Source organism: Ramlibacter sp. AN1133 (genome assembly GCF_037890035.1).
Taxonomy (GTDB): Bacteria; Pseudomonadota; Gammaproteobacteria; order Burkholderiales; family Burkholderiaceae_C; genus Ramlibacter.
This window is the reverse complement of the sequence record NZ_JBBKTQ010000007.1, coordinates 161,691-174,861: the sequence shown is the minus strand read 5'-3', so window position 1 is coordinate 174,861 and position 13,171 is coordinate 161,691. Positions and strand designations below refer to the sequence as shown.

The 13,171-nt window shown below is 66.3% G+C and carries 4 protein-coding genes; 3 read left to right on the top strand and 1 reads right to left on the bottom strand.

The window, feature by feature from the left end; translation table 11 throughout:
• Positions 1–243: 243 nt before the first annotated feature.
• Entirely contained in the window at positions 244–1,113 is an 870-nt protein-coding gene (locus tag WG923_RS12070; RefSeq protein ID WP_340351206.1) for a DUF5336 domain-containing protein, read from the bottom strand.
• Positions 1,114–1,609: 496 nt separating this feature from the next.
• Between WG923_RS12070 and WG923_RS12065 the strand changes: the two genes are divergently transcribed.
• The 3 genes from WG923_RS12065 to WG923_RS12055 all read left to right on the top strand — a co-directional run bounded on the left by WG923_RS12065 (position 1,610) and on the right by WG923_RS12055 (position 13,171).
• On the top strand, positions 1,610–2,710 hold the full coding sequence (locus WG923_RS12065) for a 3-deoxy-7-phosphoheptulonate synthase (protein ID WP_340351205.1): 1,101 nt from the start codon (positions 1,610–1,612) through the stop codon (positions 2,708–2,710).
• Positions 2,711–2,789: 79 nt separating this feature from the next.
• Positions 2,790–3,950, top strand: coding sequence for a tetratricopeptide repeat protein (locus WG923_RS12060; protein ID WP_340351204.1), 1,161 nt, complete (start codon positions 2,790–2,792; stop codon positions 3,948–3,950).
• Between the two features lie 263 nt (positions 3,951–4,213).
• Positions 4,214–13,171, top strand: coding sequence for a LysM peptidoglycan-binding domain-containing protein (locus WG923_RS12055; protein ID WP_340351203.1), 8,958 nt, complete (start codon positions 4,214–4,216; stop codon positions 13,169–13,171).

Here is a 13,171-nt window from a genome sequence, read left to right as displayed (position 1 = left end):
GATTGCCGGCCTTGTCCCGGAATAGCGTGCCGCTGAACCCGGAGTTCTTCTCGACATGTGCTAGGACCTTCCAACCGTCGCCGGCGAAAGCGTCAGCCTCTGTACGAGTGAAGGCACTGGCGCGAAAGTTCCCTTGTTCTAGGACGTTACTTAGATCAGTTCCCTTGAGCTCTGGCTCTAACCCACTTGCCTCGGATGCGAGTTGCAGGTGGGCGTATTTCAGGATCTGTTGTGCAGTCGGAATCACTTGCTGGTCTCCCGGGCAGGAATTAGGACACGCTCGACAAAGCTCCGCGTTTGCCCCCTCTGCTTGGGCACGCCGTTGTTAATCGTGGGGAAGGGCGGGCACGCGTTAAAGGCGGCGAAGAACCAGGGATGGCGCATGCCGTCCGCCGCGCCCAGGGCACGATCAAACATCCATCCCACTCGCTCGGCGAGCACGTCACCATTGTTCCTGTCGACAACGAACAATCTGCTGCCCGCGATCCAGTGGTCACGGTCATTGCGAGACGAGATGTCCTCAAAGGAAACCGCGTAGCGTGGCAACGAACTCGTCGGTGTGCGCAGGACCTCGAGCTGACCGGTCTCGTCCAGCCTCCCCGTCAGTTCGTAGCGCGTGTACCCCTTACCATCGGAGTTCACCATCACTACGTATCGGTATCCGAATGGGGAGGGTGCCGTGGACATTGGGGATCCGTTCTTGTTGCGGCCCCACAGGAACGATTCTGCGTAGCCGTCGCCGGATGTGTCAGTGCCGTACGGATCAACCAACGCGTACTGTTCTCTCGTGTCCCAGTTCTCGAGGCGCCGCTTCATCAGCAGCACGCTATCGACGTTCGCGACAGTTCTGAAGATGCGTACTCCGGCCGTCTTGCAATGCTCGTCGAAGAGTCTTTGGGCCTCAGCCTGCCGATCCTGAAACTCCGACCGCGTGTGCCACCCGGTGAGTACCATGGCGAGCACGGGCGATAGCACCAGCAGCGCCCACAACGCTTTTCGAGGCCGGGTGGGGGGAAACACCAGGGCGGCAACCAGCCCTGCGGCAATGAGCGCCCACAATACCCAGCCGAACAGGCGGAGAAGCTGGGCACCGCCGCCAAGCTCCAGGATCATGGCGCGAGACTGGGGTTGGAGAAAGACGCCATGACGGTGACTCCCCCGAGGGAATCGGGAAACGTTCGACAGAGAGGGGCCGACGCCCTTGCGCGGACGGGGATCCGCGCGCCGCAGTGACGAGACTGGTTGAACATGTGCCCTCCCTGAAAGGCGGAATTTTCGCGTGCATGCGATGGTATGGACGTCCGATCACCGGCGTGCCTCCGAGCGCCGCCTGCGCACGTAGGACTCGGCTCACGAACTCCTTCGGGCAACTGCACGCCGACGAAGCGAAGTTGATGAAGCGGATGCATCCTCCATTTGGGTTAGGGCGCCGGCCGACGTCGGGTACGGAATGTCAACCTTGCCCGGTGCCGCGCAGGATCCCTGGTCGCTTTGCGGCTGGCTGCTCCCCGTCACAGCCACGACCCGGCGCCCGCTCCGGCGCCGAAGATAATCCGGCAACCGCTGCGCACACCCCACCGGCCGCGCGCCTGCATCTGGAGCTCCCCCGATGAAAGAACTCTCCCCCCGCCCCGAAGGCGCCGAGGAAATGCCCCAGTCCACCCGCCTGGACGACGTGCGCATCCGCGACGTGCGCCCGCTGATCTCCCCCGCGCTGCTGCAGTACGAGCTGCCAGTGGACGACGCGGTGCTGGCCTTCGTCGAGCGCAGCCGCGCGCAGGTGGCCGACGTGGTGCACGGGCGCGATCCGCGCCTGCTGTGCGTGGTGGGCCCGTGCTCCATCCACGACCACGGCCAGGCGATGGAATACGCGCACCGCCTGCACGCGCTGGCCGGCGAGCTGAAGGACGACCTGCTGCTGGTGATGCGCGTGTACTTCGAGAAGCCGCGCACCACGGTGGGCTGGAAGGGCTACATCAACGACCCGCGCCTGGACGGCAGCTTCCGCATCAACGAGGGCCTGCGCCTGGCGCGCGAGCTGCTGCTGGAGATCGCGCAGCTGGGCCTGCCCGCCGGCACGGAGTTCCTGGACCTCCTGAGCCCGCAGTACATCTCGGACCTGATTTCCTGGGGCGCGATCGGCGCGCGCACCACCGAGAGCCCCAGCCACCGCCAACTCGCCTCGGGCCTGAGCTGCACGGTGGGCTTCAAGAACGGCACCGACGGCAGCGTGCAGATGGCCGCCGACGCATGCATCGCCTGCCGCTCGCCGCATGCCTTCCTGGGCATGACCAAGATGGGCGTGGGCGCGGTGTTCGAGACCGAGGGCAACGAGGACTGCCACATCATCCTGCGCGGCGGCTCGCGCGGGCCCAACTACGAGCCGCAGGACATCGAGGCGGCCTGCGCGATCCTGCGCAAGGCGGGCACGACGGAGCGGGTGATGGTGGATTGCTCGCACGCGAATTCGGCGAAGGACTGGCGGCGGCAGCCGTGGGTCGCGCGAGAGGTCGCGCGGCAGGTCCGCGGCGGCGAGAAGCGGATCATGGGCGTGATGATCGAGAGCCACCTGCAGGAGGGAAAGCAGGACCTGAAGCCGGGAGTGCCGCTGGCGCACGGGGTGTCGATCACGGATGGCTGCGTGGGGTGGACCGGGACGGAGGAGGTGCTGCGGGAGCTGGCGGGGGCGGTGCGGGAGCGGCGCCGCTGAAGGCGGCGGGTCGCACGCCGTCCTCCGATCGCACGATGCGCCACTGCGGACTGGCGGGGCATGCGGCTATGCTGCCCGGATGACCGCCGCCGTTTCCTCCGCCGCCGAACGCCTGCAGCGCCTGGTGGCCTACCTGGAACAGGATCCCGCCAATGCCACGCTGCTGGCGGAGGCTTGCGATGCCGCGATCGCCTGCGGCCGGCATGAACAGGCGGAAGCGTTCATCTGCGAGGCGGAACGCCTTCAGCTCGATGCCGCGCAGTGGATGTTCCGGCGCGCGCGCATCGCGATCGCCCGGCGCGAGCTCTCGCGGGCGGCCGACCTGCTGGAGAGCGTGGGTTCCGTCGCCGGCGACCATCCCGTTCTCGCCCACGATCTCGGCTACGTGCATCTGCTGCAGGACAACGCCCAGGCCTGCCGCGACATCGTCCAGCCTTGGCTGGAGGCATCCCTCGGCGATGCACCGGAGCAGCGCGGCGCGCTGCAACTGCTCTGGCTGCGCGCGATGCACCGGCTGCAGGAGCTTGACGAAGCCATGGCGTGGGCGAAGGCGCAGGCGGCGGCGGGCACGCTGCAGCCCAAGGCAGCCGGTGCCGCCAGCCTCATCGCACTGGACCTCGAGGAGTTCGCCGAGGCGCGCGAATGGGCCGACGCCGCGCTCGCCGCGGAGCCCGAGCAGGTCGAAGCGCTGGTGGCCCGCGGATCCGTCGCCCTCGCCATGGGCGAACCGGCGAAAGCCGGGCAACTCCTGCAGCAGGCCCTCGCGCGCAATCCCGAGGACGGCCGCACCTGGTCCGCCCTGGGCATGGCGAGCCTGCAGGCGCAGCACCTGCCGCAGGCGCAAGCGCAGTTGGAGCAGGCGGTGCGCACCATGCCCGCTCATGTGGGGACCTGGCACGCGCTCGGCTGGGCCCGGCTCCTGCAAGGCGACCGCGCCGGCGCCCTGGAGGCCTTCCGCGCGGCGCTGGAGATCGACCGCAATTTCGCCGAAACGCACGGGGCACTCGGCCTCGTGCTGGGCCTCGCTGGCCAAGGTGCCGAGTCGACGTTCCACCTGGACGTGGCGGATCGCCTCGATGCCGCCAACGTCACGGGCCGCTACGCTCGCGCATTGCTCGCGGGTGAGGTGCGCGATCGGGAGGCACTCGCGCGGCTGGCCAGGCGCCTGCTGGACCGCGGGGGATTCTTCGGTGGCAAGTTGAGCGACAGCGTGCTGCGCCAGACCGGCGCGCGGGACTGAGCGGCCCGCGGGAACTGGACGGCCCGCGGGACTGAATGGCTCGCGGGACTGAGTGGCGCGGAACTGAGTGGCGCGGGACTGAACGGCGCTTCGGTTGGGCCGCTGCAACAGTCACGCTGCGGGCCCGCGGCCCCACACCACCTATATCCATCGCTATCCATGCTGGTTTAGCCCGCTAAACCGTTCCGCTTTCCCTGCGGATGTACTGGCCGAGGCGTCCATCCGGAATGCCGCAGTCGTCAACCAGCATCGGAAGAGCAAAAATGGTAGCGATCGTCAGCGGCATCAGGCCGGGTCTGGATCTCTCGTCGCGCGAAGTGCTCGGCCAGGCCGGCCTCACCGGCAACGCCTCGGAGGGCCGCAACGGGCAGGGCGTCTACGTCAACGTCGCCAACGGTCTCCTGGTGGTCCAGAACCGGGACGATCTCCTGGTGTCCCGCGGCGACGATGCCGCCGCCCTGCGCACCTACAACAGCGCCGGCCAGTTCAACGACGACAACGCGGACAACTGGGCCAGCGGGGTGGTGTCGCTGCAGCTTGCCGGTGTGCTCAACGCCGCGGGCAGCACCGTCAGCCGCGTCGAGCGCGACGGCAGCACCGCCGTCTACAACTTCGACGCGGCCCGCGGCCTGTACGTCACCACCGAAGGTGCGGGCGCCTACGACACGATCTCCTACGTGGCGGCCGAGGCGCAGTTCGAATGGCGCGACGGCAGCACGGGCGCCACGCAGCGCTTCGAAGGCGCTGGTGCGCGCAGGCTGCTCTCCTGCAAGGACACGAGCGGCAACACGCTGGCCTATGCCTACGGCGCGAACGGCTTCCTGAGCGCGGTCACCACGGCGAGCGGGGAGACCACGTTCTACGACTACACGGGCAACAACCTCTCGCAGGTCCGCACCGTCGTCGGTACCGTGACCACCACCCGGGTGCGCTACGGCTATGACTTGAGCAACCGGCTGGCGACCGTCACGGTTGACCTCTCGCCAAGCGACGCAAGCATCGCCGACGGCAAGATCTACCAGACCACGTACACCTACGACGGCACCAGCAAGCGCATCGCCAGCATCGCGCAGACGGACGGCAGCAGCCTGGCCTTCACCTACGTGGACGCGGGCGCCGGCAACTTCAAGGTCGCAACGGTGCGCGACGCGCTGAACCAGGCCACCACCTTCACCTACGGCATCGGCTTCACGACGGTCACCGACGCGCAGGGGCTGGTCACCCGCTACGACGTGGATGCGTCCGGGCGGCTGACCAAGATCACTGCTCCCACGGTCGCCGGCACGACGCCCGTGCAGCAGTTCGCGTACAACGCCAACGGCGATGTGGTTTCCGTGGTCGATGGCCAGGGCCGCACGGTCACCTTCGGCTACGACGCCAACGGCAACCAGATCCTGCAGCGCGACCAGGCCGGCAACACCGTCACGCGCACCTTCGACGCGCGCAACCAGCTCCTGACGGAAACGGTCTACGTCACGCCCGACCCCGACGGCGCCGGGGTGGCGCAGCCGGCCACGCCGCTCACCACCCGCTACATCTATGACGCCAGCGGGCGCAACGAGCTGCGCTTCACGGTGAGCGCAGAGGGGCGCGTGACGGAACATCGCTACAACGGATTCGGCGAGCGCGTCGCCTCCATCACTTACACGGCTGCCCTGTATCCGACCGCGGGGCTCGCCGCCGGCGCTGGCCTGGCCGAAGCCGACCTGGTGACCTGGGCGGGCGCGCAGAACCCGGCCGCCACCCAACGGGTGGACCTCGCCTACGACGGCCGCGGGCAACTGCAGTCGCGCACCACGTTCGCCAGCGTCAGTGCTACCGGGGCGGGCGTGGCCGACGGCACGCAATCCGTCCAGAGCTACGTCTACGACCAGGCCGGCCTGTTGCTCAAGACGATCTCGGGCCTCAACGGCGCGACCAGCTACACCTACGACGCCTTCGGCCAGCTCGTGCAGGTGAAGAACCTGCGCAACGCCGTGACCGACACCTGGGCCACGACGACCCGCTACTTCGATCGTGCCGGCCAGGAGACGGGCACGATCGACGCACTGGGTTACCTGACGCAACGCACCTACGATGTGTTCGGCAACGTCGTCCAGTCGAAGGAATACGCCACCGCGATGCTGGCCGGCTACACGCTGACCACGTATGTCGTACCTGTCGCGAGCGCCGATGACCGCACTACCACCTTCGCCTACGACCGGCTGAACCGCAAGACCACGGCGAGCCGCCTCACCGTGGAGTACAGCCTGCTGGCGAACGGCACCAGCACGCGCGGCACCGTCAGCACCACCTACGGCTATGACGCGCTCGGCAACCAGACGCGCGTCACCGACGGCGACGGCAAGGCCACCTTCACCTATTTCGACGCCCTCGGACGGGTGAAGGCCATCGCGGCACCCAGCCGCACGAGCACCGTCTCCGGCCTGGCGCTGACCCCGCTGACCGAGTTCCGCCGCGATGCCTATGGCAACGTGGTGGTGAAGCTGGAATACGCGAACGGCACGGCGAGCGCCACGCAGACCGTGTACACGGCCGCGGTAGCCGATGCGGTGAACGACCGCTCGACGCTGGCCATCTACGACAGCTTCGGCCGCAGCACCCAGAGCGCGAACGCCAACGGCGCGAATGATTTCACCTCCTACGATGCGTACGGCCACGTGGCCAAGCGCTGGCAAGGCGTGACAGGCAACGACGGCATCACCCGCACGTCCTTCGAGGTCGACGCGTACGATAGGCTCGGCCAGCTGATCGAGACGCGGACGCCGGCCTCGACCTCGGTCTATTCGGATCTCGGTGGCCTGTCGACCGTCGCGCAGTCCACAGCCGGCGTGGTGACGACCGCCCTCGAATACAACGCCTTCGGCGAGCTGACCCGCAAGGGCACGCAGGCCGGCCGCCAGGAATACTTCGACTACGACAATGCCGGACGGCTGTGGCGCACGAACAGCGGCGACGGCGTCGACCGCATCAGCCTGTACGACGCGCTGGGGAATGCCACGGCGGAGATCCGCAGCTCCGGGTCTGGTCGCGACAACATCGACATCAAGAGTTTCGCCAGCGCCCAGGCGGCGGATGCGAACCCATACACGCGCCGCGTGGATGTGCGGTACGACGCGCTCGGCCGCGTGACGGCCAGAACGGAGGCTGCGCGCCAGGAATTGCAGGGCGGCGTCACCGTGCTGCGGCAGTTCACCAGTGCCGGCGTGCTTGCCAGCGCCTCCACGCAAAGGGATGAGAACGGAATGGCGGTACCGGGGGCGCTGAACAAGCTCAGCCTGGGCTGGAACAGCTTGGCGGCGCTGGGCAGCGGCGACGTCAAGGTGTACCTCGAATACCGCACGCCCGTGGTCACGACGTTGAACGAAAGCACCACCATCACCTCTGGCGGGACCCTCCGCTCGACCACGTCGGCCATCTTCAATGGCGACGCCAGCGCCGGCGGGCTCACGATGCAATGGACGGAGGCGGGCGGAACCACCGACATCGGCGTCAGCGACGTGACGCGCATGGTCGTCTACAAGAAGGACGTCAACGGCAACTGGCAGGTCGTCGTCGATCAGGCGCCGGGCTACGGCCCGAACGAGCTCACCGTGACGGCGCCCCCGAACGCCACCACGGCCGTGACGCTGCAGATGCGCACCGCGGGTACTGCAGGCGATCTCGGCTGGTGGACGGCCGGCTTGGTGAACTTCGGCAACGGCCTGCGCTTCGATGCCCGCGGGCTGTCGGTTGGCAACTACGAATACCGCGTGACCTTGGCGCCGCCGAACGAGGCGGCGCGCGTGACTGGTACTGGAACGGTGGCCATCACACAGCCGCCGCTGAACTCCATCGCGGCGCCGATCACCTACGGCCCGGCGGGCGCCGGCGTGCTGGCGTGGGCGAATCCGGGAGCGAGCTATTCGCAGGTGTTGCGCTACCGCGTCAACGGCAGCACAGGCGCGTGGAGCACGCTGAACGTGCTGCCGCGCAACAACGGACTCTATTCCGGGGTGGATACGGCCGGAATGGCCGGAGGCACCTACCAGTTCGAACTGCTGTGGACCGTCAATGGCCAGGGCGTGCCGAGCGCGCACGCCACGGGAACGTTCACCGTGGTGCCGCCGGTCCCGCCGCAGTTGATCCCGGCCGTCAACCTTCCGAACATCACGGGCCTTGCGACGACAGCGTCCACCTTGTCGTGGACCGCCGCGAACGCCATCTTGGCCCGATATCGCGTACCAGGCGGCACCTGGATCAACTTCGTGATCGACAACTCGCTCCAATACCTGGACGAGTCGGGCGCCAGCGGGGTGCAACGGGTCATGCTCACCGGCATCGCACCCGGCACCTACGAAGTCCAGGTCTTCGCGGGCTCGCCGGCCACGGCGCAGGCCACGGGCAGCCTGACAATCTATGCGCAGAGCCCCGGCTACTTCCAGACCGTGTACGAGCAGGTGCCGGTGTACACGCCGGTGGTCGCGTACTACGCGCCGGTGTATGAGACCCGCTACGGCACGCGGCAGGTGCCTTCCCAGGTCTGGGTCAACGACCCGCCTTACGCAGTCTTCACCGGCTATGACGAGGCGGGTACGCCGCAATACAGCTGGGTCTATCCCGGCCACTGGGAGACGCGCTACTACACCGAGACCTACGCGTACCAGGTGCAGGTGGGCTCCACCCCGGTGTACGCGACGGACGAGAACGGCAACATCGCCTATTCCGTCAGCTACGTCACGCAGGCGCAGCAGGTCTGGGTGCCCGGCACCACGCCCACCCCGACCATCGCAACAACGACGCCGCCGTACACGGCGGCCTACTGGACGACGTTGGTCGCGGCGCAGTACGGCGTCAGCGTCACGACGCCCGCGGGCTCGAAGGCGATCAGCACCACCGAGGGCAGCGTGATTTCCCAGGCGGCCGGTGCCAACGGGGACGAGCGCTGGCTGCGGCCGACTGTGCTGCAGAAGCTCGATCGCTGGGGCAACGTGCTGGAGATCACCGACCCGCGCGCGACTTACTGGAAGACCACGTACAAGTACAACTTCAACAACCAGCTCGTCGTGCAGACGCAGCCGGATGTCGGCGGCAACATCAGCACCTCCAGCCCGGTGACGTCGATCTACTACGACCGCATGGGCCGGCAGGTAGCGGTGAAGGACGCGAACGGCTTCGTCAACGGGCAGCAGTTCGACGCCGGCGGCAACCTGGTGCAGGAAACCCACGCCGACGGCGGCGTGGTGACCCACGCCTACAACGCCTTCGGCGAGAAGGTGCGCACCACCGACGCCATGGCCAAGGTGGTGGTCTTCAGCTATGACAAGATGGGACACGTGCTGCGCCTGGTAAAGGGCATCGTGGGCGTGTACCAGGTGAATGCCGCCAACGGCCTCGACCCGGTGGTCCCGCGCAACATCACGGAGAGCTGGAGCTACGACCAGCTCGGCCGCAAGCTCACGCAGACCAACGGCAACGGCGAGGTGCTGTCGTACACCTACGACCTGCGCGGCAACGTGGTGGAAACGCAGCAGCCTCTTGGCCAGGCGGTGCGCGCCGCCTTCGACGCGCAGGGCCGCAAGATCGCCGAGGTGGACGCGAATGGTGCCGCGAGCAGCTGGACCTACGATTATTTCGGCCTGCTCACCGGCCACGTCGACCTGGGCGGCGCCCGCTATACGTACGTGTACGACAACGCCCGCCAACTCACGGCGCAGACCAGCACGCGCGGACAGAGCATCGCGTACAGCTATGACGCGGCGGGCCAGCTCACGACAATCCGGGATGCGGCACTCGACAAGACGACCACCTACGCCTTCGACCTGAGTGGCCGCAAGATCCGCGAGCGCGTGGTGCAGCAGGGTGTCACGTACCAGGACAACCACCTCGCGTACGACGCGCAGGGCAACCTGCGCGACATCGCCGACGCGCGAGCCCACATCGTGATGGAGTACGACCGCGTGGGCAACCGCACCCGCGTGGCCACCTTCGTGGACTACCAGGGCACCCTCGGCGAGACGAGTTCCAGCAGCGACCGTTACTTCAAGTACGACGCGATGAACCGGCAGGTCGTGGTGGACGCCATGGACTCGCTGGGCAACCTCGGCACGCAGGGCCACCAGATCACGTACGACCTGAACGGCAATCGCACCAGCGACAGGTACTGGGGCAACATGGTCATCGTGTCCGGCGGCACGCAGTCGATCACCGGCTACAACGAGGACGGGACTGCGATCTACGGCACCTTGGCGACCACGTACTCCGCGACGACGGGCTACACGACCGAGGAATACCGCTACGACAACCTGAACCGGATGCAGGGTGTCGTGAAGGACGGCACGCAGATCGATGTGCGCTACTACGACGGCGCGGACCGCGTGGTGCAGTCCGGACCGGCCGGCGCCCTTCCGCTGAAGTACTCCGAGATCATCAATGCCGGCCTCGCGCCCGACCAGATGAACGGAAAGGAAACGCGGATCAACCGCTACGACGCCAACGGCCGCCTGCTGCACCAGCGGGTGCTCAAGAGCGACAACACGCTCAAGGCGGATGTGAGCTGGGACGCCGCCGAGGCTTACAGCGACGGCGTCACGACCTTGCGGTCCGATGGGTACGACGCTGCAGGCAACGTGGTCAGCTACGTGTCCAAGAGCTACGAGGGCGGCGCCGTCAGCAAGTTCACTACCACCAGCGGTCGCTACGAGGGCTACCAGGGCGTGGTGATCAACGGCATGTCATCCAGGCAGAATCCGGGTTCGACCACGCAGCAGTACGACGCGAACGGCTACCTCGTCGGCATCACGGATTCCACCCAGGCGAACAACAATCGCACCTTCGTCAACGACGCGAACGGGCGCGCCCTGTTCGTCAACCAGGGCGGCAACGTCCAGCGCCAGTTGATCGTGAATGGTGAGGTGCTGGGCCTCTACGGTGCGGGCGTGGACCCGAACAATCCATCCTCGGGCCTGAACAACAACCCGAACTTCGCCAACGTGGTCGACTTCGATTTCGGCTACGCGAAGATCAGCGCCAACCACCCGACGCCGAGCCCTGGGGCGTACACGGTTCGCACGGGTGACACGTTGCAGTCGATCGCACAGGGCGCGTACGGCGACAGCTCGCTCTGGTATCGCATCGCGGAGGCGAATGGCCTCATGTCGAACAGCGACCTGAAGGTAGGCCAGACACTGAACATCCCGAACCGCGTTTCGACGGTCAGCAACAACAGTTCGACGTTCAAGCCTTACGACCCGACGAAGATCGAGGGCGACAAGACTCCGAGCCTGGCGACGCCGGAGGCGAAGAAGCATGGGTGCGGGGGGTTGGGGCAGATTCTGATGGTCGTGGTGGCTGTCGTGGCGACGATCTACACAGCAGGAGCGATGGCGGGTGCGCTTGGTACTGTGAGTGCCGTGGGAGGGTCCGCAAGTACATTCACTGCGGGCTTGGCCGCGCTAGGCGGAGGCACTGCCACCTTTGGCGGTGTGACAGTCAGCATAGGGGCTGGTGCCATGGGGGCCGGCGCAGCGGCCGTAGGCGCCGCCGCTGTTGGCGCAGCCGTAGGGTCAGTCGCAAGTCAGGCTGTGGGCATCGTGACTGGCATGCAGGACAAGTTCAATTGGAAGGGGGTGGCGTTGAGCGCTCTTTCTGCTGGAGTTGCTTCTGGAGTCGGCGCGGCCGGAATCATTACTGGGCAGACTCCTGCCGCCGTTGCCGCTCGTGCTGTTCTTGGCAACGTCGTGACACAGGGCATCAGCGTGGCTGCGGGGCTGCAGAAGCGGTTCGACTGGCGGGGTGTCGCTGCTGCAGGTGCTGGCGCGGCCGTCGGTCAGGTGGTCAGCGGCGTCGTGGGCACGCCTGGGGGTGGTCAGCTCGGGGAGTTCATGAATCGCGCGATCAGTGGATTCGCCGGCGGGGTAACTGCACAGGTCATGCGTGCGGGACGTGTTTCGGTGCAGCAGGTGGCGGTCGATGCGTTTGGCAATGCGTTGGGGCAGAGCTTGGCTGGAGGAAGCGGCCAGCAGGCGGACAACGTACCGCCCCCAGTCAGCGCGATAGAAGGGGCCGAGATCCTTGGCTATTCCGCAGAAGGGCCGACGGATTCCATGTCGGGAGGTAATGGGTTGACCTTCTCGCAGGATATAGCGATTCGTCAGGCGGCGCTCGATCCGTCCGGTATCCGACAGATGGTCAGCTTCCCTGTTGGCCCGCAGGCGACTGACAACCCGCGTGTTTTCCGTGACTTCGATCCGAGCGGCGAATGGGAAGACGCGCAGGGGCCAATGGGAAATGGCGTGCTGCAGGTTGCTGGCGCTGGGTCAGTGCGAGTCGTGCGCGGGAATGCCTTGGGCCGTGGTGGCGTCGACGTTCTGGACCCGGTGCCATCTACTGTGAACGGCATCAGTGTCAATCGGCGAGCCGATTCCCTGATACAAACTGCCGCTACATTGGCGGGTGCCGGCGACTTATATCGCGACATTAAGCTTATAGGTGCGCTGATGAGCGAAATGGAGCAGCAAGCGATGCTTGATCGGCTCAAAGGCACCCTGCAACAGAAGCTGGGCATGATGAGGATTCTGCCCTCCGAGGCGGATTTGGGTGCAGTGCGTGGCATGGGCTCGGATGGAGCACCGCGTTGGGACAGGGCTGATCTCATCGATCGTTACAGCGACGCGGTCCGCAAGGTCGAGTTGATGAGGGCAGGGGTAATCGAGTTGGACACGCGCACAATGCTTATCAAGTCGATTGGGACGGAAAAGCTCACCCCCGACGTGTGGGTGCAAGAGAACACGCGCCGCTATCGGGAAGCTTTTGCCGCTGGTATCGAGACGGGACAACGTCTGTACGACACAGGTAATCTTCGGCGCTACCCCTTGGATATGCCCGGGCAGTTGCAGGTGGGTTTATACGCGGATGACATCGCTCGCGTCGCATTGATTCAGTACAACAAGAGCATTGGTGTCCCAGAGGGTCCTGGGCAACTTCTGAGCATGAACCGCTGGAGCTACGATCCGAGTGGCAGTGGGCTGTACAACCGCACTGATTTGCTCATGGACTTGGGTCCCAACCGAAACGCGCTAATTCTGCGCACCGTGATCGAAGGCAAGAGTTCACTTGAGGCAGTACGAGCTTCCGAGGCACAGCTCCGGCGCGCGTACGACTGGGTCACGCCGCGTGTCTTGACCGCCACGCCGCAAGGTGTGCTCCCTTACATCCCCTCAACACCTAAACGTCTAAGGTGA